This window comes from Candidatus Pantoea symbiotica (assembly GCF_056491525.1).
The window spans coordinates 1,153,961-1,176,554 of record NZ_JBSZHR010000002.1 but is presented as its reverse complement, the minus strand read 5'-3'; the positions used below and the strand labels follow the sequence as shown (position 1 = coordinate 1,176,554).

The 22,594-nt window shown below is 55.4% G+C and carries 25 protein-coding genes; 10 read left to right on the top strand and 15 right to left on the bottom strand.

What is annotated here, in order from left to right:
- Nucleotides 1-32: 32 nt before the first annotated feature.
- On the bottom strand, nt 33-353 hold the full coding sequence (clpS, locus tag ACXIZX_RS06030; RefSeq protein WP_007887621.1) for an ATP-dependent Clp protease adapter ClpS: 321 nt from the start codon (nt 351-353) through the stop codon (nt 33-35).
- Between the two features lie 323 nt (nt 354-676).
- Here clpS and cspD point away from each other — a divergent pair, with 323 nt between their 5' ends.
- Nucleotides 677-904 (top strand): cold shock-like protein CspD, encoded by a 228-nt coding sequence (gene cspD, locus ACXIZX_RS06025; protein ID WP_007887624.1) that lies wholly within the window; start codon nt 677-679, stop codon nt 902-904.
- A 92-nt stretch (nt 905-996) separates the two neighbouring features.
- On the opposite strand, the gene ACXIZX_RS06020 is transcribed toward cspD, so the two are convergent.
- A complete protein-coding gene (locus tag ACXIZX_RS06020) occupies nt 997-2,637 on the bottom strand; it encodes a DUF2813 domain-containing protein (RefSeq protein ID WP_479404851.1) in 1,641 nt (546 codons plus the stop codon).
- Between the two features lie 137 nt (nt 2,638-2,774).
- Between ACXIZX_RS06020 and ACXIZX_RS06015 the strand changes: the two genes are divergently transcribed.
- The 3 genes from ACXIZX_RS06015 (at nt 2,775) to ltaE (ending at nt 6,565) form a co-directional block, all read left to right on the top strand.
- Nucleotides 2,775-3,671, top strand: a complete 897-nt coding sequence (locus ACXIZX_RS06015) for a LysO family transporter (protein ID WP_008102433.1) — start codon at nt 2,775-2,777, stop codon at nt 3,669-3,671.
- Nucleotides 3,672-3,774: 103 nt separating this feature from the next.
- A complete protein-coding gene (gene poxB / locus ACXIZX_RS06010; protein ID WP_479403773.1) occupies nt 3,775-5,496 on the top strand; it encodes a ubiquinone-dependent pyruvate dehydrogenase in 1,722 nt (573 codons plus the stop codon).
- 67 nt (nt 5,497-5,563) lie between these two features.
- A complete protein-coding gene (gene ltaE / locus ACXIZX_RS06005; protein WP_179451408.1) occupies nt 5,564-6,565 on the top strand; it encodes a low-specificity L-threonine aldolase in 1,002 nt (333 codons plus the stop codon).
- A 37-nt stretch (nt 6,566-6,602) separates the two neighbouring features.
- Here the strand turns inward: ltaE and ACXIZX_RS06000 are convergent, their stop codons facing one another.
- Both ACXIZX_RS06000 and ACXIZX_RS05995 read right to left on the bottom strand, forming a co-directional pair.
- Nucleotides 6,603-7,427 (bottom strand): N-acetylmuramoyl-L-alanine amidase, encoded by an 825-nt coding sequence (locus ACXIZX_RS06000; protein ID WP_179451410.1) that lies wholly within the window; start codon nt 7,425-7,427, stop codon nt 6,603-6,605.
- Nucleotides 7,427-7,747, bottom strand: coding sequence for a heavy metal-binding domain-containing protein (locus ACXIZX_RS05995; protein WP_007887640.1), 321 nt, complete (start codon nt 7,745-7,747; stop codon nt 7,427-7,429). Before ACXIZX_RS05995 ends, ACXIZX_RS06000 begins: the two co-directional genes overlap by 1 nt.
- Nucleotides 7,748-7,845: 98 nt before the next feature.
- On the opposite strand from ACXIZX_RS05995, the gene ACXIZX_RS05990 reads away from it, so the two are divergent.
- The 6 genes from ACXIZX_RS05990 (at nt 7,846) to artJ (ACXIZX_RS05965) (ending at nt 12,355) form a co-directional block, all read left to right on the top strand.
- A complete protein-coding gene (locus ACXIZX_RS05990; RefSeq protein ID WP_154153077.1) occupies nt 7,846-8,385 on the top strand; it encodes a lipoprotein in 540 nt (179 codons plus the stop codon).
- Nucleotides 8,386-8,624: 239 nt separating this feature from the next.
- Nucleotides 8,625-9,353 (top strand): arginine ABC transporter ATP-binding protein ArtP, encoded by a 729-nt coding sequence (gene artP, locus ACXIZX_RS05985; RefSeq protein ID WP_008102444.1) that lies wholly within the window; start codon nt 8,625-8,627, stop codon nt 9,351-9,353.
- 15 nt (nt 9,354-9,368) lie between these two features.
- Nucleotides 9,369-10,100 carry an arginine ABC transporter substrate-binding protein gene (gene artJ, locus ACXIZX_RS05980; RefSeq protein ID WP_008102446.1) on the top strand — a complete coding sequence of 244 codons (732 nt, stop codon included), beginning with the start codon at nt 9,369-9,371 and terminating at the stop codon, nt 10,098-10,100.
- A 6-nt stretch (nt 10,101-10,106) separates the two neighbouring features.
- Nucleotides 10,107-10,820, top strand: a complete 714-nt coding sequence (gene artQ, locus ACXIZX_RS05975; RefSeq protein ID WP_179451412.1) for an arginine ABC transporter permease ArtQ — start codon at nt 10,107-10,109, stop codon at nt 10,818-10,820.
- 2 nt (nt 10,821-10,822) lie between these two features.
- Complete coding sequence (gene artM / locus ACXIZX_RS05970) at nt 10,823-11,491, top strand: arginine ABC transporter permease ArtM (RefSeq protein ID WP_179451414.1); 669 nt, start codon at nt 10,823-10,825, stop codon at nt 11,489-11,491.
- A gap of 132 nt (nt 11,492-11,623) precedes the next feature.
- Nucleotides 11,624-12,355, top strand: a complete 732-nt coding sequence (gene artJ, locus ACXIZX_RS05965; protein ID WP_097094391.1) for an arginine ABC transporter substrate-binding protein — start codon at nt 11,624-11,626, stop codon at nt 12,353-12,355.
- Nucleotides 12,356-12,417: 62 nt separating this feature from the next.
- Here artJ (ACXIZX_RS05965) and rlmC read toward each other — a convergent pair whose 3' ends face one another.
- From rlmC to ACXIZX_RS05910, 11 genes are all read right to left on the bottom strand, one after another.
- Nucleotides 12,418-13,551 (bottom strand): 23S rRNA (uracil(747)-C(5))-methyltransferase RlmC, encoded by a 1,134-nt coding sequence (gene rlmC / locus ACXIZX_RS05960; protein WP_479403772.1) that lies wholly within the window; start codon nt 13,549-13,551, stop codon nt 12,418-12,420.
- 48 nt (nt 13,552-13,599) lie between these two features.
- Nucleotides 13,600-14,067 carry a YbjO family protein gene (locus ACXIZX_RS05955; protein WP_479403771.1) on the bottom strand — a complete coding sequence of 156 codons (468 nt, stop codon included), beginning with the start codon at nt 14,065-14,067 and terminating at the stop codon, nt 13,600-13,602.
- A gap of 69 nt (nt 14,068-14,136) precedes the next feature.
- Nucleotides 14,137-15,324, bottom strand: coding sequence for an IS4 family transposase (locus tag ACXIZX_RS05950; protein ID WP_479403451.1), 1,188 nt, complete (start codon nt 15,322-15,324; stop codon nt 14,137-14,139).
- Between the two features lie 130 nt (nt 15,325-15,454).
- The gene (potI, locus tag ACXIZX_RS05945; protein WP_008102460.1) at nt 15,455-16,300 is read right to left on the bottom strand and encodes a putrescine ABC transporter permease PotI; all 846 of its coding nucleotides are present in this window, start codon (nt 16,298-16,300) and stop codon (nt 15,455-15,457) included.
- Nucleotides 16,297-17,253 carry a putrescine ABC transporter permease PotH gene (potH, locus tag ACXIZX_RS05940; protein ID WP_008102463.1) on the bottom strand — a complete coding sequence of 319 codons (957 nt, stop codon included), beginning with the start codon at nt 17,251-17,253 and terminating at the stop codon, nt 16,297-16,299. The genes potI and potH overlap by 4 nt, the downstream gene beginning before the upstream one ends.
- Nucleotides 17,254-17,262: 9 nt before the next feature.
- A complete protein-coding gene (potG, locus tag ACXIZX_RS05935; protein ID WP_008102465.1) occupies nt 17,263-18,396 on the bottom strand; it encodes a putrescine ABC transporter ATP-binding subunit PotG in 1,134 nt (377 codons plus the stop codon).
- A gap of 114 nt (nt 18,397-18,510) precedes the next feature.
- Nucleotides 18,511-19,620, bottom strand: a complete 1,110-nt coding sequence (gene potF, locus ACXIZX_RS05930) for a spermidine/putrescine ABC transporter substrate-binding protein PotF (protein WP_008102467.1) — start codon at nt 19,618-19,620, stop codon at nt 18,511-18,513.
- Nucleotides 19,621-19,992: 372 nt separating this feature from the next.
- The gene (locus ACXIZX_RS05925) at nt 19,993-20,472 is read right to left on the bottom strand and encodes a type III secretion system chaperone family protein (protein ID WP_008102469.1); all 480 of its coding nucleotides are present in this window, start codon (nt 20,470-20,472) and stop codon (nt 19,993-19,995) included.
- An 87-nt stretch (nt 20,473-20,559) separates the two neighbouring features.
- Complete coding sequence (gene rimK, locus ACXIZX_RS05920) at nt 20,560-21,462, bottom strand: 30S ribosomal protein S6--L-glutamate ligase (protein WP_479403770.1); 903 nt, start codon at nt 21,460-21,462, stop codon at nt 20,560-20,562.
- Nucleotides 21,463-21,479: 17 nt separating this feature from the next.
- Complete coding sequence (gene nfsA / locus ACXIZX_RS05915; RefSeq protein WP_061717179.1) at nt 21,480-22,202, bottom strand: oxygen-insensitive NADPH nitroreductase; 723 nt, start codon at nt 22,200-22,202, stop codon at nt 21,480-21,482.
- 16 nt (nt 22,203-22,218) lie between these two features.
- Entirely contained in the window at nt 22,219-22,470 is a 252-nt protein-coding gene (locus ACXIZX_RS05910; protein ID WP_008102474.1) for a DUF1418 family protein, read from the bottom strand.
- Nucleotides 22,471-22,594 lie beyond the last annotated feature (124 nt).

The following is a 22,594-nucleotide window of genomic DNA, read 5'->3' as shown; positions in this document are numbered from 1 at the left end:
TCTGACAACCTATCTCCTATATGGAGATGGCTTCAGGCTTTTTCTAGCGTACACAGCAACGGATGTTCATTATCTCGTGCGTAATTGTTCACCTGGGCTACTTTGGTCTCCGCCACTTCTGCAGTGAATACACCACAGATTGCTTTTCCATGGTAGTGAACTTTCAACATCAGCTGCGTTGCACGTTCAATATCATAAGAAAAGAACTTTTGCAGAACGTCAATAACAAATTCCATAGGTGTATAATCGTCATTGTTGAGAATGACTTTATACATTGAAGGCGGCTTTAACCCTTCGCGTACTTTATCTTCGGCTAGATGTTCAAAATTAAGCCAGTCGTTTGTGTTTGCCATAATGTTCCGTCGAAATTCTGCGTTACGGTTGTGCACATCTCTGCGCCCATTCCTAAAGTTTAACATGCCTGTCAAGCCGGTTTTAAGATGATAAAAACTGGCCCTAAAAGCACATGCGCGACCTGTATCACAAAATTTGCAATAGCGTTAACTGCCTCAAATTTTGATGAATTTATCCCCGTCCGCCAGGGCCGTTTGCTTGACGATAAGGTCCGTTTCTCTACATTCTACTAACACAAGCTGATTGAGTTTTAAACAAACTCGACTCACAGCTTCAATGACCTCACCTACTTATCAAAATGTCTTGCGAGGGAAGTAAAAGCATGGAGACGGGTACAGTAAAATGGTTCAACAACGCCAAAGGCTTCGGGTTTATCTGTCCGATTAGCGGCGGCGACGATATCTTCGCACACTACTCCACGATTCAGATGGAGGGATACAGAACGCTGAAAGCTGGCCAGCAGGTTCAGTTTGATGTCCATGAAGGACCAAAAGGCAATCATGCCAGCCTGATCGTGCCCTGTGAAGCTACGCAAGCTGCGGTCGCTTAACGCGCATGCTGTTTCACATATTCTGACCACTCCCGAAAAAAAATGCCAGCCGCAGACGCTGGCATTTTTATTTGGCGCATCTCACCCTTTCATTAATCCGCCCGACCGCGCGCCAACCACATCACGTGCGCAAACAGTTGATCCAGCAACGGCGGAATCGCCTGTGGCCCGCGTTCAGCCGCAGCCATCGCGACGGCAATCGCCAGCTCAGGTTTCGAGCTGTGCTGAATGGCTTTACTAATAATACGCCGCGTATTCATCGGCGCGTTTAACGGCAGGTGCGCCGTCTGGTGATAAACATCGCTGAAGCCCTGTTTATAGAGAAAATGTTCGATATCCGGTGCTGGAAACTGAGTGAGATGATCGCTCTCCCGCGCCGCCGATGGCAGCTGACTGCGGGCGGTAGCTGCATATTTGCTGCCCGCCTGGTCGCCATCGGTCAGCACATGCCAGGCGATGCCCATGCGTTGAGCAAACTTCAGCAGCGGTTTCAAACCCGATTGCGCAAACTCAATTACTTTCACCCCTTCCGCAGCGAAGTGATAGCCACGCTGTCGCGCCAGCTCATTGATGATCCACACTTCGGTCTCGCCTTCCACCAGCAGCCAGCAGCGGGCAAAAAGCGCCGAAGGACGATTCACACGGATGTGGAAACCGATACGGCGGCTCTCTTCAGCACTTAAACCTTCGGGTCCAATGCGCCATGCCGCCACGCGCGCGGGTTCGCGCACCAGACGACAGATATTCTCCAGCGGCACCTGCGATAGCAGTTCGCCCGAGTTGGTGGTGGCGATTTTTTGCAGCGGCATCAGCTCCAGTAAATTCCACGCCACCGACAGCATAATGGGATGCAGCCGCGTTTCTGGATCTTCCACCAGCAGCAGCGGATGCGCGCCCGCCGGCAGCGGTTCGTTGCCGTGCGCCTGAATCAACAGCGAGAACATACGCAGCAAAATCACCTGACGACTGCGCGATTCCGTACCGGCAATCAGGTGGTTTAGTTTATCCAGCGATCGCCAGCCTTCGCTGCCATCGCGAACTTCCGGTGCCACGCGCGGCGCGCTACTGCCTGATTGCTGCACCAGAAAATAGTGTTCCAGCAGTTGCTGCATGGTGTGCAATCCCTGACGCAACAGCTCGTCGCTTAGCGTTTGTGGCCGCACCACCAAATCGCGCGTCAGATTTTCCACTTCCTGTGCCAGTGCCGTCAGCGTCGTCGCGCGGCGTTCCACATCGCTGTCCGCATGGCGGTTACGACGGCCGAAACGCGCATCGCGTAAACGCAATACCGGATAATAAGCGCGCAGATGTGCCAGCGCCGCGTCGGTGCCCGCCAGCGGCAACACATCGTTATGCTGATCGATGAACCGCCAGCTGGTTTTTACGCCCTGATCCTGACGCTTAGCGCGAGTGCTAAAGCGAATATAGCGACCGAGCTCATCGTGCTGCCAGAAGGGCTGAAACAACGCGCTTTCATCATCGCTCTGAGCGCGAAAACGAAATATCAGCTGCAACTGACGCATGCGGGCATCAATATCGCCGGGAGGAAAGTGGAAGTCGTGTTCAGTGAATTGATAGGGTTCGGCGGCGGGTGCCAGCAACAGCGTTAAGGCATCAAGCAAGCTCGATTTACCCCAGGCATTTTCCCCAATCAGCAAATTGGTGTTGGTCAACGGCAATGACAGCCGATTAATGCCGCGAAAACCGTGAATATCGATATGTTCCAGAATCATCATACATTCCATCCGAAGCTTTGCCTGAGCATGGTCCGCCACGTTGCGTTGGTCAAGTCAGAGACGGGGGAAAAGGTTTACACTTCAACCGTTTTTCGCTAGCGTGGCAGCCCGCCAATCATGGATAGAAAACCCACATGTATGGATTGATTATCATCCTTTTGCCGCTAATTCTTGGCTATCTGCTGCCGCTGCGGCACACCACGCTTTTACAGGCGGTTGGCCGCACGTTGAGCGCGCTGGTCTACATCATTCTGTTCTTTATGGGCACCAGCCTGGCGTTTCTCGATAACCTGAGCAGCAATCTGCTGGCCATTTTCCACATCGCGCTGGTGAGCATGCTGAGCATTCTTGCCTGCTCGCTGCTGGCGCTGTGGCTGCTGGAGCGACGCTGGCCGTGGCGTCATCAGCACAAACCTCAAGCGCTGCCGTCAAGGCTGCATATGGCGCTGGAGTCGCTCAAGTTGTGCGGTTCGGTGCTGGCGGGCTTTCTGCTTGGTTTGAGTCAGTGGGCGCCGCTGCGCCATGCCTCGACCATCAGTGAATACGCCTTGATGCTGATGCTATTACTGGTCGGTATTCAACTGCGCAGCAGCGGCATGACGCTGCGTCAAATAACCATCAATCGGCGCGGCATGCTGGTGGCGCTGGTATCGCTGTGCAGTGCACTGGTGGGCGGCATGATTGCCGCGCTGCTATTAGATCTGCCGATCAAAACCGGTCTGGCGTTAGCCAGCGGCTTCGGCTGGTATTCACTCTCCGGCATTCTGATGAGCGAATCTTTCGGCCCGGTGATAGGCAGCGCCGCCTTCTTCAACGACCTGCTGCGTGAGCTGATTACCATTATGCTGATTCCGCTGCTGATAACGCGTCAACGCAGCATGACGCTAGGTTTGAGCGGCGCGACCTCGATGGATTTCACCCTGCCGATCCTGCAACGCACCGGCGGCATGGAAATCGTGCCCGCCGCCATTGTGCACGGTTTTATTATGAGTTTGCTGGCGCCTATCCTGATCGCACTGTTCTCGGCATAACGCATTTTTTCACGGCTGCACGCCAGCTTCATCGTCTACGCTTTCTGACTGACACGTTTTCGCCATCGGCATGGATGGCTCAACACCAGAAAGGAGCATAACGATGAAGCAAACTGTGGCAGCAATGCTGGCAAAAACCCTCGAAAACGCCGGCGTGAAACGCATTTGGGGCGTCACCGGTGACTCACTTAACGGGCTGAGCGACAGCCTGAATCGCATGGGCACCATTGAATGGATGCCAACGCGCCATGAAGAAGTGGCGGCGTTCGCGGCCGGCGCCGAAGCCCAAATCAGCGGCGAGCTGGCGGTATGCGCCGGTTCCTGTGGACCGGGCAACCTGCATCTCATCAACGGCTTGTTTGATTGCCACCGCAACCACGTTCCGGTATTGGCGATCGCCGCCCACATCCCTTCCAGCGAAATCGGCAGCGGCTACTTCCAGGAAACCCATCCGCAAGAATTGTTCCGCGAATGCAGCCATTATTGCGAGCTGGTATCCAATCCAGAGCAGTTGCCACAGGTGCTGGGCATTGCAATGCGTAAAGCGATTCTCAATCGTGGCGTATCGGTAATTGTGATCCCCGGCGACGTGGCGTTGCAGCCGGCGCCGGAAAGCGCACGCAGCGAATGGTATCCGCCGCAGTTGCCACATGTGGTGCCTAACGCCCGCGAAGTGTCCGCATTAGCCGAAACGCTGAACGCAGCGGAAAATATCACTCTGCTGTGCGGCAGCGGTTGCGCTGGCGCGCACGCCGAAGTGGTGAAGCTGGCAGAAACGCTGAAAGCGCCGATCGTGCATGCGATGCGCGGTAAAGAGCATATCGAATACGATAACCCTTACGATGTCGGCATGACCGGATTGATTGGCTTCTCCTCCGGTTTCCACGCCATGATGAACGCCGATACCTTAGTACTGCTGGGGACGCAGTTCCCCTATCGCGCCTTCTATCCTGCCGATGCCAAAATCATCCAGATCGATATCAATCCCGGCAGCCTCGGATCGCACAGCCACGTCGATATGGCGCTGGTCGGTGACATCAAAACCACCTTGCATGCGCTGCAGCCGCAGCTCACCAGCAAAACCGATCGTCAGCATCTGGACAAAGCGTTGGAGCATTATGTCGATGCGCGTAAAGGGCTGGATGAGTTGGCCACCGCCAACGATAAGTTGGCAATTCACCCGCAATATCTGGCTCAGCAAATCAGTGAATACGCTGATGATGACGCCATCTTTACCTGCGACGTTGGCACGCCAACCGTGTGGGCGGCGCGCTATCTGAAGATGAACGGCAAACGTCGTTTAATCGGCTCGTTCAATCACGGTTCGATGGCCAACGCCATGCCGCAGGCGTTGGGCGCGCAGTCGCTGGACAAGCAGCGTCAGGTGGTTGCGCTGTGTGGCGACGGCGGTTTTAGCATGCTACTGGGCGATTTCATTTCGGTGGCGCAGCTGAAACTGCCGGTGAAACTGGTGATCTTCAATAACAGCGTGCTGGGCTTTGTGGCGATGGAGATGAAAGCTGGCGGCTATCTAACCGATGGCACCGATCTCGAAAACCCTGATTTCGCCGCCATTGCCGCCGCCTGCGGCATCAAAGGCATTCGCGTCGAGAAAGCCTCCGATCTCAACGGCGCGCTGCAGGAAGCCTTTGCACATGATGGTCCGGTGCTGCTTGATGTGATTACCGCCAAGGAAGAGTTGTCGATGCCGCCGCAGATCAAAGCCGAGCAGGCCAAAGGTTTCAGCCTCTATATGATGCGCGCCATTCTGAATGGACGTGGTGATGAGATCGTGGAGCTGGCGAAAACCAACTGGCTGAGGTAAAACAATTCAGGCCAAACATGATGATAACGCGGGCGCTCTGCCCGCTTTTTTATTTCAGGAGAGCGACGTGATCGATTTACGCAGTGATACCGTAACCCGCCCGAGTGCTGCCATGCTCGATGCCATGATGGCAGCCGAAACTGGCGATGATGTCTACCGCGATGACCCCACCGTACACGCACTGGAAGTCGAAGCCGCACGCTTGAGCGGCAAAGCCGCTGCCCTGTTCTTCCCTACCGGCACGCAGGCCAATCTGGTGGCGCTGCTGTGTCACTGCCAGCGCGGCGATGAATATATCGTGGGTCAGCAGGCGCACAACTATAAATATGAAGCCGGTGGTGCAGCGGTGCTCGGCAGCATTCAGCCGCAGCCGATTTTGCACGCCGAAGATGGTTCCCTGCCGCTGGCGGATGTAGCTGCCGCCATCAAACCCGACGATTTCCACTTCGCCCGCACGCGTCTGTTGAGCCTGGAAAATACCCATCACGGTAAAGTGCTGCCGCTCAGCTATCTGGAGCAAGCCTGGACATTCACCCGCGAGCGCAAGCTGGCGCTGCACATTGATGGCGCGCGTATTTTTAACGCTGTGGTGGAACAGAACGTTGAACTGGAAGCGATTGCACGTTACTGCGACACCTTAACCATCTGTCTGTCAAAAGGGCTCGGCACGCCGATTGGTTCGCTGTTATGTGGCGATGAAGCCTACATTGAGCAAGCGCGTCGCTGGCGCAAAATGACCGGCGGCGGCATGCGCCAGTCGGGCATTCTGGCCGCTGCGGGCCTGTATGCGTTAAAGCACAATGTCGCGCGTCTCAAAGACGACCATGACAACGCAGCATGGTTAGGCGAGCAGCTGAGTGCCATCGGCGTTGAAGTGCTCAATCAGCACACCAACATGCTGTTTGTGAAGGTGCCAACCGAAAAAGTTGAAGCGCTGAAAAGCTGGATGCAGTCAGGCGATGTGTTAATCAGCGTCGGGCCCGTGACGCGTATTGTCACGCATCTGGATGTCAGCCGTCAGGATCTGCAACGGCTGGTGGCACACTGGCAGGCGTTTCTGCAGCAGTAAACAAACCGTCGCCATTTATGACGACCGATGCGGCGCATCACTGCGCCGCACCGTACTTCGCTAATAACGCACGCGCAATCGCCAGGGTTTCCGCATCGGCGATGCCGCGATAATCACGCGGTCGGAAATGCATCTGAAACGCCGCAATCAGCTTGCGCTGCATCTGCGGCGTGGTTGCCGCCGGGACATCGTAGCCATAGCGCTGCAGCGCATCCAGCAATTCAGCCTGATCCACGCCCTCCTCCGCCTCGCGTCCGTTAAGATAGCGCTGCACCGTTGCCTGCTCTGGCCACGCGCCTAAACCCTGCTCTGCCAGTTGCTGCCACGGAAACAGCGGTCCGGGATCCTGCTTACGCTGCGGCGCGATATCGCTGTGTCCGACCACATTTTCCGGCGCGATACCGTAGCGCTGTGTGATGTCCTCTACCAGCGCCATCAGCGCGCTGATTTGCTGCGGCGTAAAAGGCTGCCACTGCAAACCCGTCAAAGTGCGGCGATAGCCGCTGTTGACGATTTCAATGCCAATCGAGGTGTCATTGATGCGCGTTGCGCCGCGCCAAAAACTCGGGCCCGCATGCCACGCGAGCTGACTTTCCGGCACCAGCTGCCACAACACGCCCTTGCCGTTTTTCTGCGGCGGATGCTGCGGAATCAGATAGTGCGCGCTAACGTCCCGATCGGTCAGTGTCGCCAGCGAACTGGAGAAATCCTCGGCGGTGTAGTGAATCACCACCACCTTAATGCGCGGTCGCGCGCCCTGCGCCGGATGCGCGGTATCGACCCAATAACCGTGGCGCGCTTCAATTGATGACTGACAAGCGCTCAGTAACAACGCCATCGCCAACAGAACCACCACGCGCATTAGCGAATAATCACGGCGGTGCCGGTGACGCTCACCATCAACATGCTGCCCTCTTTACCCACGGTTTCGTAGTCGATATCGATGCCTACTACCGCGTTGGCGCCAAGCGCTTTGGCCTGCTCCTCCAGCTCTTTGAAGGCGATCTGGCGTGCTTTACGTAACTCTTTTTCGTAGGCGCCAGAGCGGCCACCGACGATATCGCGAATGCCGGCGAAGAAATCGCGGAAAATATTGGCGCCGAGAATCGCTTCACCGGCGACCACGCCGCAATATTCACTGATGCTGTGTCCTTCCAGCGTGGGCGTTGTAGAAAATTTCATGATGTTCTCCTTTTCTGAATCAGCTCGTAGCGCTTAAAAGCAAGGCTATACTCTATGCTAAAAATGGCGCTTTGCCAGTGAACAATAAGGAAATCGAGATGAGAAACAATGCCTTTGCGCTGCTTATTCCTGCAGCGTTGCTGCTGAGTGCTTGTACCACCGTTGAGCCGGTCATTAAGGATAATGGCCCGCGCACCGCTGCCTGTGTTGAAGGTGGTCCGGACAGCGTGGCACAACAGTTCTACGATTTACGCGTCAGTCAGCCGACACAAGGTTTGCCAGACAGCAACACGCTGGCGAAATATCGCCCTTACCTCAGCGATCACCTGTATCAGAAACTGCTGAGTGCCAGCAGCCAGAATCCAAAACCGGCGGCCTGGACCAGCGGCGATCTCTTCTCCAGCCTGGCGCAAGGCCCAACGTCGGCAGAGGTTGCCAGCGCATCCACCATTCCTAATCGCGACGCGCGCAATATCCCGCTGCGCGTTGAGCTGAGCCGCGATAACAAAACCTGGAAAGATGAAGTGCTGATGATCCACGAAGGCACTTGCTGGGTAGTTGATGATGTGCGTTATGTCGGCCAGGTGCCACACGTCGGTGGCGGTTCGCTGACGCAGCTGCTGGAAGCGAAAAAGTAACCGTTCACTTTTCCCGCAGTTAACACCATTGATTAGCGCGCCGCATCCTTGCGGCGCTTTTTGTTGATATTTTGTGAACTAAATAGGGCTCGCCAGCCCTCATCCACCTTGAGTTGCGCGATATTGTGCTACGCTTTGGAGGTTTCACTGCTCTTTAATAAATATTAACCCACCACAATTGCATAACTATTCTGGTGACGTTAAAATCCGCGACACTAATTACTATTCATTTTTAGCGCATGAGTATTCAACTAAACGCCATAAACTGTTTTTACGGTGCCCATCAGGCACTGTTCGATATCAACCTGGCTTGTCCGCAGGGTGAAACGCTGGTGTTGCTCGGCCCGAGTGGCGCGGGTAAAAGTTCGCTCCTGCGCGTTCTCAACTTGCTGGAGCAACCGCGTTCCGGCAGCCTGCAGATTGCCGGCAACCAGTTTGATTTCACCAAAGCCCCTTCCGACAGCGCGATTCGCGAGCTGCGGCAGAACGTGGGCATGGTATTCCAGCAATACAATCTGTGGCCGCACCTTAGCGTGGTGCAAAACCTGATTGAAGCGCCGTGCCGCGTGCTCGGTCTCAGCAAAGATGCCGCGCGTGCGCGTGCGGAAAAGCTGCTGGATCGTCTGCGCCTGACGCCGTACGCCGATCGCTTCCCGCTGCATCTTTCCGGCGGCCAGCAGCAGCGCGTCGCGATTGCCCGTGCGCTGATGATGGAGCCGCAGGTGCTGCTGTTTGATGAACCGACCGCCGCGCTTGATCCCGAAATCACCGCCCAGATCGTCAGCATTATTCGTGAGCTGGCACAGACCAACATCACACAAGTGATCGTCACGCACGAAGTGGAAGTGGCGCGTAAAACCGCCAGCCGCGTGGTGTATATGGAAAACGGTCACATTGTTGAGCAAGGCGATGCCAGCCACTTTACACAGCCGCAAACCGACGCGTTTGCTAATTATCTTTCGCATTAAGTCAGGATGCTTCTAATGAAAAAAGTTGTAATTGCTGCCCTCCTTGCTGGCCTGAGCCTCAGCGCTTCAGCGGCACAGACATTGCGTTTTGCTACCGAGGCTTCTTATCCTCCGTTTGAATTCGTCGACTCTGATAACAAAATTCAGGGCTTTGATGTCGATCTGGCTAACGCGCTGTGTAAAGAGATGGATGCGACCTGCACCTTCACCAATCAGGCGTTCGATAGCCTGATCCCCAGCCTGAAATTCCGTCGTTTTGACGCGGTGATGGCGGGCATGGACATCACGCCAGATCGTGAGAAGCAAGTGCTGTTCTCCAAGCCGTACTACGACAACTCTGCCATCTTCATTGCGCAGAAAGGCAAAATGGCTGACGTGGCCGCGCTGAAAGGCAAGCGTGTTGGCGTGCAGAACGGCACCACGCATCAGAAATATCTCTCTGACAAGCACAGCGACATCACCGTTGTGCCTTACGACAGCTACCAGAACGCGGTGCTGGATCTGAAAAACGGTCGCATCGATGCCGTATTCGGTGACACCGCCGTGGTGAACGAGTGGCTGAAGCAGAACGCCAACCTCGCGCCGCTGGGTGAGAAAGTGACGGACAAAGATTACTTCGGTACCGGTTTAGGTATTGCCGTGCGTCAGGGCAACAGCGAGCTGCAGGGCAAATTCAACGCTGCGCTGGAGAAGATCAAAGCTGACGGCACCTACAAAACCATCTACAGCAAATGGTTCCAGCAGTAATTTCTGATGAATGAAATGATTCCACTCGCAAGCGCCGCCGGTATGACCGTCGGCCTTGCCGTTTGTGCACTGATCGCCGGCCTTGTGCTGGCGATGATTTTTGCTGGCTGGGAATCGGTACGCTGGAAACCGTTGGCGTGGCTCGGTACCGCGCTGGTCACGCTGATTCGCGGCCTGCCGGAAATTCTGGTGGTGCTGTTTATCTATTTCGGCGCTTCTCAGCTGCTGCTGACGCTCTCCGATGGCTTCCACATCAATCTCGGCCTGTTCAACATTCCGGTGCAGGTGCAGATTGAAAACTTCGACGTCAGTCCTTTCCTGTGTGGTGTGATTGCGCTGGCGATGCTCTATTCCGCCTATGCGTCACAAACCCTGCGCGGCGCGCTGAAAGCGGTACCGGTGGGTCAATGGGAATCGGGCCAGGCGCTGGGTATGAAGAAGTCGGCGATTTTTCTGCGCCTGATCATGCCGCAGATGTGGCGTCACGCGCTGCCCGGTTTGGGTAACCAATGGCTGGTTTTGCTGAAGGATACTGCGCTGGTCTCGCTGATCAGCGTCAACGATCTGATGCTGCAAACCAAAAGCATTGCCACGCGCACCCAAGAGCCTTTTACCTGGTATCTGGTGGCCGCGGCGATCTATCTGATTATTACGCTGTTCAGTCAGTTCGTGCTGCGCCGCATTGAATTGCGCACCACGCGTTTTGAGCGAGGGGCTTAAGCATGCTGGATTACTTACCCGAGCTGCTGAAAGGGTTACACACCAGCCTGACGCTGACCGTGGCTTCGCTGATTGCGGCTTTGGTGCTCTCTGTGCTCTGCACCATCGTGCTGGCGCTCAAAGTGCCAGTGCTGAATTGGCTGGTGAAAGGCTATATCACCCTGTTTACCGGCACGCCGCTGCTGGTGCAGATCTTCCTGATCTATTACGGTCCCGGCCAATTCCCCAGCATCCAGAACATTCCGTGGCTGTGGCATCTGCTGTCGCAGCCGTGGCTGTGTGCGCTGCTGGCGCTGTCACTCAACAGTGCGGCTTACACCACTCAGCTGTTTTACGGTGCGGTGCGCGCGATTCCGTCCGGTCAATGGCAGTCCTGCGCGGCGCTCGGCATGAACCGCAAAGATACGCTGCGCATTCTGCTGCCGTACGCCTTCAAGCGCGCCCTGTCGTCCTACTCCAATGAAGTGGTGCTGGTATTCAAAAGTACCTCGCTGGCTTACACCATTACGCTGATGGAAGTGATGGGCCACGGGCAGCTGCTGTATGGCCGCACTTACGATATCTCGGTGTACGCTGCCGCTGGCCTGATCTATCTGGTGGTTAACGGCTTGCTGACGCTGATGATGCGTTTGGTTGAGAAGCGTGCGCTGGCATTCGAGCACCGTAACTGATGTCACCACAACAGGCGCCCGAAACGGCGCCTGATTTAATTTAAATTATTAAGCAAAAATATTGCATATAAATTCATTAACTGGCATCGTGTAACCCGTTCCGTCTCTGGCATGGTTTACAGGAGTTACATAATGAAAAAATGGATCGTTGCTGCTGCACTGGCAACTCTGGCAATGAATGCTTATGCGGCTGAAAAAATCCGCTTCGCCTCTTCCGCAACTTATCCCCCGTTCGAATCCCTTGATCACGACAACCAAATCGTTGGCTTTGATATCGATCTGGCAAAAGCACTGTGTCAGCAGATGAAAGCGGATTGCACCTTCACCAATAACGCCTTCGATAGCCTGATTCCATCGCTGAAATTCCGTCGCTATGACGCGGTGATTTCCGGCATGGACATCACCGCCGATCGCAGTAAGCAGGTCGATTTCACCCAGCCTTACTACGCTAACTCGGCGATTGTGATTGCGCATAAAGGCCAGTTCACCGATTTCAGCCAGCTGAAAGGCAAACGCGTTGGCGTTGAGAACGGCACCACGCATCAAAAATACCTGCTGGAGAAACATCCGGAGGTGATTGCGGTGGCGTATGACAGCTATCAGAACGCGATTCTCGATCTGAAAAACGGTCGGCTGAACGGCGTGTTTGGTGATACGGCGGTGGTAAATCAGTGGCTGAAGGCCAATGATGATCTCAGCGCTGTCGGCGAGCACATCACCGATACCGACTTCTTCGGCACCGGTTTAGGCATTGCAGTACGCAAAGGCAATGAGCCGCTGCTCAACGAGCTGAACAGCGCGTTAGTGGCGTTGAAAGCCAACGGCACCTGGCAGCAGATCAATCAGAAGTGGTTCCCGGAATAAGCATTATGGGATAGCGTGGCGGGCGCCAGACAGGTTCTGCACGTCCTCCGTTCCGGTGAACGCTACGCTGTTCCGCCCTTCTTAAGCAAGCACAGCACTTCAAAATGCGCAGTATGCGGGAACATGTCGAACAGCTGCACGCGGATCACGTCATACTCCGCCAGACGCGCGATATCCTGCGCCATGCTGGTGGGATTGCAACTGGAATAGAGAATGTAATCGGGTGCCATCTCGCTGAGATAAGCACACAACTCTGCGCCGATACCACGACGCGGCGGATTCACCAGCACCAGCTGCGGCACCGCTTCACGCGAAGTGGCGAACTGAGTGGAATCCAGCGCGGCAAAACTCACTTTCTCTAATCCCAGCTGCTGCGCCGACTGCTGCGCACAGGCGATGGCTTCAGCATTGATTTCGATGCCGGTCAGCTGCATCTCCGGCGTTGCGCAGTGCAGACCAAATCCCCCGACGCCACAAAACAGATCCCACATGCTGCTAACCGGCAACTGCGCAACCCAATCACGCGCGGTGGCGTAGAGATCGGCGGCAACCTGTGGATTGGTCTGGAAGAAGCTTTGCGGACGAATATACAGTGGCACCTGATTAAAGCGCTCCGCCAGCGCCTGATCCGGCGTCAGCGCAATTTCTTCATCACCTTCAAGAATCGCCATATGCACCGGCTGAATATTAGCGGAGATCACCTTCAGCTGCGGCAGCTGCTGTTGCAGCCACGGCAAGGCAGCGCGCAGCTGCTGCAGCTTGCTGGTGGAACGCAGCACAAAACGCAGCATCATGCCGCCCTGCGTACTCTCCGTCAGCAACAGGAATTTCAGTTCACCGCGTTTGCGCGCCACGTTATACGGCGTTAAACCGGCGCGGGCGATAAAGGGTTTGAGTAGCGTGAACACCGCGCTGAAGCTGTCGGGATAGAGCGGACAAGCGCAGAGATCGACCGGTTCACCGTCGCGCGCCACCATGCCGAAAATCGGCCGCTCCACGCTACCGCTCACCACCATTTTGGCTTTATTACGAAACCCTTGCTGCGCGGATTCCACCGGCGGCAACCATTCGCCTACCGGCCTCTCAGCCAGCAGTTGTTCCAGCAGCGACTGCTTGTCGTTGAGCTGTTGCGGATAGGGTTTTTCCAGCCACTGGCATGAACGACAGCGACCGGCATCATAAAGCGCGCAATGCATGCAAATGCCTGTATTCAGAATCGGGAGAAAAAATGGGGGGCGATTGTATCACCGGTGCCGGAAAAAAGCGCGGCTGCTGGCCGGCACAAACAACAGCGCTAACACCAGCACATCCGGCAGTTTTTGCAGCAGCGTGTGATGAATAATCTGTGCATTACTTTCGCCGGGAATGCTGAAAATTTCCGGGTAAATCCAGCCCACCGATGCCATCAACATGTAGATCAACACAATGATTTGCGTCACGACATAGCCCCAGCGCCCACGATTATTGCCGCGCATCAGGGTAAAGGCGCAGCGCAGTTCAAACAGGAAAATCAGCTGGCTGGCGATAAAGATCAGGGTGGAATCCCAGGCTTGCGCGCTGCGATGCACGAAATTGGCAAGTTCGTCGTAACCCAGTTCGTTGGCCAGCATCAACACGCTGAGGCAGCGCGTAATGATGATGGCGCAGCCTGCGACCATTACCGGCACCGGCGTAGCGTTAATCATTGAACCGTGTTTCAGGGTTTCCGACATGGTATTGCTCCGTAACTGAGGTGCGCATAAATGCGCACCCTACGACCTGAGGGATCCCCAGGAATATCGTTAATACACATATACGATATTCCTGTAACTCGCTGATAGTTCGGCTCGCACCGTTTCTATATCCAGCTGACTGATCCCTGCCGGGTTGTGCCTTATCGCATTTCTTGCCAGCGTAAGGTATGACAGTACTCGCCGGTGTTGCACCGTGTTCGCCTGATAAAACCGGTGCTCGCCTTTGCTTTCAAGCGCGTAGCCCATCAGCCACAGTAAGATGCTGCACAGCGTCGACAGCAGGTTCAGCACTGACATCCTTTCCACACTCCGGCTGAAGCTGCTTCTCAGCCCCATACCGTAACGTTCACTCTTTTCATCCCGGAAGTTCTGTTCTATCTGCATTCTCCGGCTGTAAAGCTTCATTACCGTCCGTGGCTTCAGCTCCGCATCGCTGGTAAACAGCACCCACGGCTCACGGGCCAGGCGACTCTGGTTTGCCTCTTCGCGCGTGTAAAAAAAACGATCCCGGCTTTTCTTTCCGTGACGATTTTTGGGCGCTCTCTTATGAACGTGCACGAAGCCGTAAGCCGGTGATTTTTTATATCGCGTCAGCCGGGCCGCACCAGCACAGCGCGGCGTTGTGCCGGCTTTTAGCTGACCCGGCGTTACCCACTCATCCGTTCCGGCCAGCTTCAGAACGCCGTTGCCCCTGAGCCGGCCGATGAAGTGCCATCCGTGCGACTGAACGCGGTTAAACCACTCGCGGCGGAACCCGGCATCGGTGACGATGGTCACTTTCCTGTCTCCCATACACCCGGCCAGTTCGTCCAGAAAGCGGTTCTGAAGGTCGGGATTTCCCAGCTTATCGCCTTCTGCGATGAGGCTCAGCAGCGGGATAGCGCGTCCGTCCGCCAGCAGGCTGGCACGCAAAAGGCTGAAGGACTGAGTCGGCCAGGCGCTCCAGTCCACGGCAATGACGCACTCCTTCATGTCCCGGATAAGCCAGCAGATAATGTCGCGTGACAGCGCGGGCACCTCCCGGTGGAGGGCAGCATTCCCCATAAGGCGGTCAACGCGTTTGATTTTGTGCTTAACGCGGGCATCGCCCGCAAGAGAGCGACCAATGCTGGTCAGATTGAGGGAAGCACCGCGGGTCAGGGAAATCGTCATATCAGTGAGGGCGTTACGACGATACTGATGGGTGCTGGCTAAAGATTCCCGTAAAAATTTATGGCAAAATGCGGAAGCAGGCATAGTGGCGATCTTATTTTTTGTTGGCGCAATAATTAGATCATTTTTCCACTGTGCCTGCTTCGTTTTTGTGGGGATTCATCAGCCCTACGACGTAGGGTCGCCATTAATGGCGACCTTAATGTTACGGCGTTCAGCCACGTTTTGCTTTCTGAATATCGCGTAAACGCTGCTTTTCTTCGTGCGCCATAAAGCGCCAGGCGATAAAACCGACTAATCCGACGACAAACAGAATCAGCGAGGCTAAGGCGTTGATCTCCGGGTTCACACCACGACGCACGGTAGCGAAAATCGCCATCGGCAAAGTGGTCGCGCCTGGGCCGGTCACGAAGCTGGCAATCACCAGATCATCCAGCGATAGGGTAAACGCCAGCAGCCAGCCGGTAACGATAGCGGGCGCGATCATCGGCACGGTGATGACGAAGAACACTTTCACCGGCGTTGCGCCGAGATCCATCGCCGCCTCTTCAATCGAGCGATCCAGCTCGCGCAGACGCGAGTTGATCACCACCGCCACGTAAGCGGTACAGAAGGTCACGTGCGCCAGCCAGATAGTCAGCATGCCGCGATCGCTCGGCCAGCCAAAGGTGTTGCCCATCGCCACGAACAGCAGCAGCAAGGATAAACCGGTGATCACATCAGGCATTACCAGCGGCGCCGTCAGCATAAAGGCGAAACCGTTATGCCCACGGAAGCGACCAAAGCGCACAATCACCACCGCCGCCATAGTGCCGAGCACCACCGCCATGGTGGCTGAGAGCGCGGCGATGGTCAGGCTGAGACCCACCGCATCCAGCATCGCCTGATCCTGGAACAGCACTTTGTACCAGTGGAATGAGAAGTTCTCCCACACCGTGACCAGCGGCGAACTGTTGAAGGAGTAAACCACCAGCAGCAGCATCGGCGCGTACAGGAACATAAAGCACAGCACCAGAATCACGGTGCGCCACGGAGAGCGAATGGTCGGTAACTGGCTCATTCTTTCTCTCCCACTTCACGGTTCTGGTGCTTGTGGAACCAGATAATCGGCAATATCAGAATCAACAGGATGATCACCGCCAGCGCGGACGCTACCGGCCAATCGCGGTTGTTAAAGAATTCCTGCCACAAAATACGGCCAATCATGATGCTGTCCGGGCCGCCGAGCAGTTCCGGGATCACGTACTCACCGACCGCCGGAATAAACACCAGCATTGAGCCAGCGATAATTCCGCCTTTGGTCAGCGGCACAATCACGCTGAAGAAGGTTTTCAACGGACGTGCACCGAGATCCAGCGAGGCTTCCACCAGCGAATAATCAATACGCGTCAGCGCGGTATAAATTGGCAGCACCATAAACGGCAGATAGCAGTAAACGATACCGATATACACCGCCGTGTTGGTGTAGAGGATCACCAGCGGATGATCGATCACGCCGAGCCACATCAGGAAGCGGTTAAGAATGCCGTTGTTGTTGAGCAGGCCCATCCACGCGTATACGCGCACCAGGAACGAGGTCCACGACGGCAGGATCACCAGCAGCAACAGAATAGTGCGCATTGACGGCTTGCTATGCGCCACCGCCCACGCCAGCGGATAACCAATCATCAGGCAGATAATGGTGGAGATGCCCGCCACTTTCAGCGACGTCAGATATGCGTCGGCATACAGCGGATCGTCGGTCAGCGTGAAGTAGTTACCGAGGTTAAGCACCAGATTGAGCTCGCCATCGGCCCAGGTGACCAAATCGGTGTACGGCGGAATGGCGCGCGCAATATCGGCGAAACTGATCTTCAGCACGATCAGGAACGGTAGCAGGAACAGCAGGATCAGCCACAGATATGGCAAGGCAATCACCAGCTTGCGGCCGTGCTGCATCTTAATGCGCGTGGCCCAGCGCTGCAGCGGCGTGCCCACCACTTCGGGCTCGCTGCGTTGAGAAATCTGGCTCATATCGCCCCCTTAAACCGTCAGAACCACACAGCTGTCGGCGTCCCAGCAGAGACGCACTTCATCGCCCCACGTTGGCGCGCCTTTGCGGTAGCGATGGGCGTTTTGCAACTGTGCGCTGATCATCTGGCCGCTGCGCAGACGCACGTGATAAATCGACAGGTCGCCGAGATAGGCGATGTGAACCACTTCACCCACGGCAAAATTACAGCCATCGGCTGGGACTTCTTCGCACAGCATCACTTTTTCCGGACGCAGCGCCACGTGGACCGGCACGTTATCCACCACGGAGACATCGGTCTGCACTTTCAGCGGATGCACTAAGCCCGGCGCATCAATAATCAGCGCGTCTTCGCCGCGTTCGCGCAGCAAGCCTTCAAACACATTCACTGAACCGATGAACTCAGCGCTGTAGCGGCTGGTTGGATGCTCGTAGATCTCTTCCGGCTCGCCAATCTGCACGAATTTGCCACGGTTCATGATGGCGATACGGCCCGCCATGGTCATGGCCTCTTCCTGATCGTGCGTCACCATCACGCAGGTAGCGCCGACACGCTCGAGAATATCGACCACTTCATGCTGCATGCGGTCACGCAGTTTTTTATCCAGCGCGCCCATCGGTTCGTCGAGCAGCAGCAGCTTAGGGCGTTTCGCCAGGCTACGCGCCAGCGCCACACGCTGACGCTGACCGCCAGAGAGCTGATGCGGCTTACGCTTGGCGAACTCCTGCATGTGCACCAGCGACAGCATCTCTTCGACGCGGCTAGTGATTTCGCCTTTCGGCAGTTTGTCCTGCTTCAGGCCGAAGGCAATGTTCTGCTCCACCGTCATGTGTGGGAACAGTGCGTAGGACTGAAACATCATATTGATTGGGCGCTGATACGGCGGAACATGGGAGAGATCCTGGCCATCCAGCACAATCTGGCCGCTGGTTGGCGGTTCGAATCCCGCCAGCATGCGCAGCAAGGTCGATTTGCCACAGCCGGATGCGCCCAGCAGCGCAAAAATCTCACCTTTGTAAATGGTCAGACTGACATCATCCACGGCGTGCTGGCCGTCAAAAGATTTGGTCAGGTTGCGAATTTCCAGCAGCGGCGTCATCGCCTTAGCCGTTTTATTTGGGGGGCGGGGAATCGCGTCGTTCACTAACATTTCTCCGGCGCTAAAATCGCGCGGCACAGCCAGCCGCTAAAAATGGCACAACAGAGGCCATCACTGCGCCTCTGCTGTCGTCTTCAGGCAATAATCGTTCAGAACGAATTACTTACCACTTTTTACTTTAGTCCATGCACGGGTACGCACACGATCCAGTTTCGGATCCTGGACCTTGAGCACAAACAGTTTGGCCATGGCATCCGGCGTTGGGAAGATGCCCGGATTGTTACGCACGTCCGCATTGATCAGCGGCAGCGAGGCTTTATTACCGTTGGCGTAGTTCATGTTGTTGGAAACGTCAGCAATGACTTTTGGATCCATCATGTAGTTAAGGAACTGGTAGGCTCCTTCCACATTTTTCGCGTCTTTAGGAATCGCAAACATGTCGAAGAACGCCAGTGCGCCCTGCTTCGGCACGATGTAGCCCAGATGCACGCCGTTGTTGGCTTTATCCGCACGATCTTTCGCCTGCAGGATATCGCCCGACCAGCCAATCGCCACGCAGATGTTGCCGTTCGCCAGGTCGTTGATGTACTGCGACGAGTGGAAGTAACGGATGTTTGGACGCAGTTTCAGCAGCAAATCGGTCGCTGCGCCAGAGTAATCTTTCGCATCAGAGCTGTTTGGATCTTTGCCGAGGTAGTTCAGCACGGTGGCGAAGATCTCTTCCGGTGCATCAAGGAAGGAGACGCCACAGCCTTTCAGTTTTTCCAGGTTTTCTGGTTTCAGCACCAGATCCCAGCTATCCAGCGGTACATCTTTGCCCAGTGCGGCTTTCACTTTATCGACGTTGTAGCCGATGCCAGTGGTGCCCCACAGATAAGGAATTGCGTATTTGTTACCCGGATCGTGCTGGGCCACTTTCGCCATCAGATCGGGATCAAGATTTTTGTAGTTCGGCAGCTTGCTCTTATCCAGCTCCTGGAACACGCCCGATTGCAGCTGACGCGCGAGGAAGCTCGACGACGGCACCACCACGTCATAACCGGTGCTACCGGCCATCAGTTTGCCTTCCAACACTTCGTTGGAGTCAAAGACGTCATAAACCACTTTATCGCCGGTCTGCTTTTCGAAGTTCGGCACGGTATCCGCCGCGATATAATCGGACCAGTTATACACATGAACCGTACTACCTTCGGCCTGCGCACCGCCGGCCGCAGCCATCAATGCACCAGCAACCACACCTGACAACCATTTTTTACGTTGGTTGAACATGTTTTACTTCCTCCTGAGCGGGTCATCACAACGCTGCATACACGGCGATCCGGACGTTGCGTTTTCTGTTAAATCACAGGCACACAATGAATCAATATTCAGCGGGAGTTTAATAGCAAAAACCTATACCTGCGCTGAGGTTGCACGTCTCAAGCAGCCCCGCAAGAATAGCCCCCCCGCACCACCTGCACCAGATCCCAGCTTAAAAAACGCCTTTTCGCGATAAGTTATGCATGTTTCTGCTATGGGGTTTGGCGTTAGTGGCATAAAGCACGACTAATATCTGGCAATAAAGGGCAAAGTGCAGAATAAAAAGTGGTGGGGCAAAAATGAAAACTGCCGCAAAAAGCGGCAGTTAGCGAGGCGGGGAACTCAGTGCAGCATCGCGTGGCTGCTGGAGCTGGGTTGTCGCTCCTCTTCTTCTTCTACCACCAGCAAGTGGTTAGCAAAGGCTTCCATGATCACCATGGAAACGCCCTCTTCACTTTGCTTCATAAAGTGGGAGAACTGACCGAAGGTTAATCCGGCACTGGTACTGATCGACTGGCAGACAATCAGCTTCGGCAGATTGTCGTCCTGAATATCAACAAAGGCTTTAATGGTCAGCGAGCTGGCGTTGATCTGCGATAAATCGCCCACCAGCGGAATCAGCGCCGTCGGTTTTACTTCTGCCAGCGCGGAGAAGAGGATAACGTTATCCACCAGGTCAATTTTTGCATCAAACACCCCGTCAAAATTCTGCATATGCGGCAGATGCAGTGCCTGACAGGCATCGCATTCGAACCAGGTGATATTTTGTTGATCCAGCCAGCGACGCAGCACGTCAATGTCCGGAACGACCAGTGAATCCATCGTAATATCCTGTGGGGTGAAGAAATGAGCGCCTTAGCTTACGGAAAAACCGATCTGGATGCCACGAAAACCGCTGAAAAGCGCGGGTTAGCCGCCGGTTTTAGGACGATAGCCGGGGCAAGCGTGCTGCTCAATCCACGTGATCATCATGGTGGCGATATCTAAACCGGTAATGCCCTCAATTCCTTCCAGTCCAGGCGAGGCGTTCACCTCCATAACCAGCGGTCCACGATGGGCGCGCAGGATATCCACGCCAGCTACTTCGAGCCCCAGCGTGCTGGCGGCTTTTACCGCGATATCCCGCTCCTGATCGGTGATGTGCACGGCGCGCGCTTTACCGCCGCGATGCAGATTAGAACGAAAATCGCCCTCTTTCGCCTCACGCTCAATCGCCGCCACCACTTCATTGCCAATCACCAGGCAGCGAATATCGCGCCCTTGCGCTTCCTTGATGAACTCCTGCACCAGAATATGCGCATTGAGGCCACGAAAAGCGTCAATGACGCTCTCCGCCGCCTGGCGCGTTTCCGCCAGCACCACGCCGATGCCTTGCGTGCCTTCCACCAGTTTCACCACCAGCGGCGCACCGCCCACCATCGCAATCAAATCATCGGTATCATCCGGCGAGGAGGCAAAACCGGTGATCGGCATATCAATGCCTTCACGCGCCAACAACTGCAGCGAACGCAGTTTGTCACGCGCGCGGGTAATGGCGACTGATTCATTGAGGGGATAGCTGCCACGCACCTCAAACTGGCGCAGCACGGCGGTGCCGTAAAAGGTGGTGGCGGTACCGATGCGCGGGATTACTGCATCAAAATGCCCCAGCGTCTCGCCGCGATAATGCACCGCCGGTGAATCGGAATTGATGTTCATGTAGCAGGAGAGCGGATCGATGATCTGCACCTGATGACCACGCTCCTCCGCGGCGTCGCTTAGACGCTTACACGAATAGATCGATCCATCGCGGGTGAGAATGGCCATTTTCATTGCAGAGTTCCTTGTGCTTAGCGCGTCGCCCAACCCTGCTGATGCAGGTAATCCAGTATGAAGGGACGCGTTTCTTTAATAATCAGGCGCTGAATCAGCTGGCTCCAGGTTTCGGAACGCTGGTTGCTATCACGTTGCTGATAATAGGCAGTAATTTGCTCATCGTACTGTGCCAGCACCTTTTTATCGACGGGCTGATAACGATTTTCATGCACCAGCATCGCTTGCGGCATGCGTGGCTTGACGTCTGGCGCATCAGCTGGATGACCGACGCAGAAGCCGAACAGCGGCAACACAAACTTCGGCAGCTCCAGCAGCTCGGTAACTTCAGCGATGCTATTACGAATCCCGCCAATGAATACGCCGCCAAGGCCCAGCGATTCCGCCGCCACCATGGCATTTTGCGCCATCAGTGCGGTATCAACACAGCCGAGCAGCAGCTGTTCAGCGCGCCCGAGTTGCGCGTCTGGGCAGATCTGCTGGTGACGATTGAAATCCGCGCAGAACACCCAAAACTCTGCCGCCGCGCTGACCCACGGTTGGCCGCCAGTCAGCTGTACCAACTGCTCGCGTTTTGCGGGATCGGTGATACGAATAATTGATGAGCACTGTAAAAAGCTGGAGGTCGAAGCCGCTTGTGCCGCTGCAATAATGGCGCTGCGTTGCGCCTCATCAATGCCCTGTTCGGTAAAAGCGCGAATGGAACGGTGGCTGCACAGTAAATCGATAGTCGGCGTCATAAATCCTCTCCGGTGGTTACTTCTTTTTGTTGGAATGATTGAACAATTGTGGAGCCATCGCCTTCGCCGTGCGCCACATCATCATCCACGCGGCAGGCAGCATCAGCGCGATGCCGAGAAAAAACAGCAGCGTCGCCAGCGGCTTTTTCGCGATGAAGTCAGGCGCACTCACCCAATCGTTGGTGAGCAACAATGCGCCAATCACGGCAAGCACGCCGAGCACTTCGAGCAGTAACACGGGTTTCGGTAATGTGGCGAGATCACGCATGCGAGGGTTCCTTGGCGTTCAATCAGTTTTAGCGTCTGCATAGGCAGCAGGTATCAGAATAACAGGTAACTTCTTCTTTCATTAAGCAGGATGGGCGGGCATGATGTTACGCATTATTCACGCT

Excerpts from the sequence above, each read along its gene's own strand:
- artM (WP_179451414.1), top strand. The coding sequence starts at position 10,823 with ATGCTGGATTACTTACCCGAGCTGCTGAAAGGGTTACACACCAGCCTG.
- artP (WP_008102444.1), top strand. The coding sequence starts at position 8,625 with ATGAGTATTCAACTAAACGCCATAAACTGTTTTTACGGTGCCCATCAG.
- artJ (WP_097094391.1), top strand. The coding sequence starts at position 11,624 with ATGAAAAAATGGATCGTTGCTGCTGCACTGGCAACTCTGGCAATGAAT.
- ACXIZX_RS06020 (WP_479404851.1), bottom strand. The coding sequence starts at position 2,637 with ATGATTCTGGAACATATCGATATTCACGGTTTTCGCGGCATTAATCGG.
- cspD (WP_007887624.1), top strand. The coding sequence starts at position 677 with ATGGAGACGGGTACAGTAAAATGGTTCAACAACGCCAAAGGCTTCGGG.
- ACXIZX_RS06000 (WP_179451410.1), bottom strand. The coding sequence starts at position 7,427 with ATGCGCGTGGTGGTTCTGTTGGCGATGGCGTTGTTACTGAGCGCTTGT.
- ACXIZX_RS05910 (WP_008102474.1), bottom strand. The coding sequence starts at position 22,470 with ATGCGTGATCTCGCCACATTACCGAAACCCGTGTTACTGCTCGAAGTG.
- ACXIZX_RS05950 (WP_479403451.1), bottom strand. The coding sequence starts at position 15,324 with ATGCCTGCTTCCGCATTTTGCCATAAATTTTTACGGGAATCTTTAGCC.
- potH (WP_008102463.1), bottom strand. The coding sequence starts at position 17,253 with ATGAGCCAGATTTCTCAACGCAGCGAGCCCGAAGTGGTGGGCACGCCG.
- ACXIZX_RS05990 (WP_154153077.1), top strand. The coding sequence starts at position 7,846 with ATGAGAAACAATGCCTTTGCGCTGCTTATTCCTGCAGCGTTGCTGCTG.
- potF (WP_008102467.1), bottom strand. The coding sequence starts at position 19,620 with ATGTTCAACCAACGTAAAAAATGGTTGTCAGGTGTGGTTGCTGGTGCA.
- potI (WP_008102460.1), bottom strand. The coding sequence starts at position 16,300 with ATGAGCCAGTTACCGACCATTCGCTCTCCGTGGCGCACCGTGATTCTG.
- ACXIZX_RS05925 (WP_008102469.1), bottom strand. The coding sequence starts at position 20,472 with ATGGATTCACTGGTCGTTCCGGACATTGACGTGCTGCGTCGCTGGCTG.
- nfsA (WP_061717179.1), bottom strand. The coding sequence starts at position 22,202 with ATGACGCCGACTATCGATTTACTGTGCAGCCACCGTTCCATTCGCGCT.
- ACXIZX_RS06015 (WP_008102433.1), top strand. The coding sequence starts at position 2,775 with ATGTATGGATTGATTATCATCCTTTTGCCGCTAATTCTTGGCTATCTG.
- clpS (WP_007887621.1), bottom strand. The coding sequence starts at position 353 with ATGGCAAACACAAACGACTGGCTTAATTTTGAACATCTAGCCGAAGAT.
- poxB (WP_479403773.1), top strand. The coding sequence starts at position 3,775 with ATGAAGCAAACTGTGGCAGCAATGCTGGCAAAAACCCTCGAAAACGCC.
- ACXIZX_RS05955 (WP_479403771.1), bottom strand. The coding sequence starts at position 14,067 with ATGTCGGAAACCCTGAAACACGGTTCAATGATTAACGCTACGCCGGTG.
- ACXIZX_RS05995 (WP_007887640.1), bottom strand. The coding sequence starts at position 7,747 with ATGAAATTTTCTACAACGCCCACGCTGGAAGGACACAGCATCAGTGAA.
- artQ (WP_179451412.1), top strand. The coding sequence starts at position 10,107 with ATGAATGAAATGATTCCACTCGCAAGCGCCGCCGGTATGACCGTCGGC.
- rimK (WP_479403770.1), bottom strand. The coding sequence starts at position 21,462 with ATGAAAATGGCCATTCTCACCCGCGATGGATCGATCTATTCGTGTAAG.
- rlmC (WP_479403772.1), bottom strand. The coding sequence starts at position 13,551 with ATGCATTGCGCGCTTTATGATGCCGGTCGCTGTCGTTCATGCCAGTGG.
- artJ (WP_008102446.1), top strand. The coding sequence starts at position 9,369 with ATGAAAAAAGTTGTAATTGCTGCCCTCCTTGCTGGCCTGAGCCTCAGC.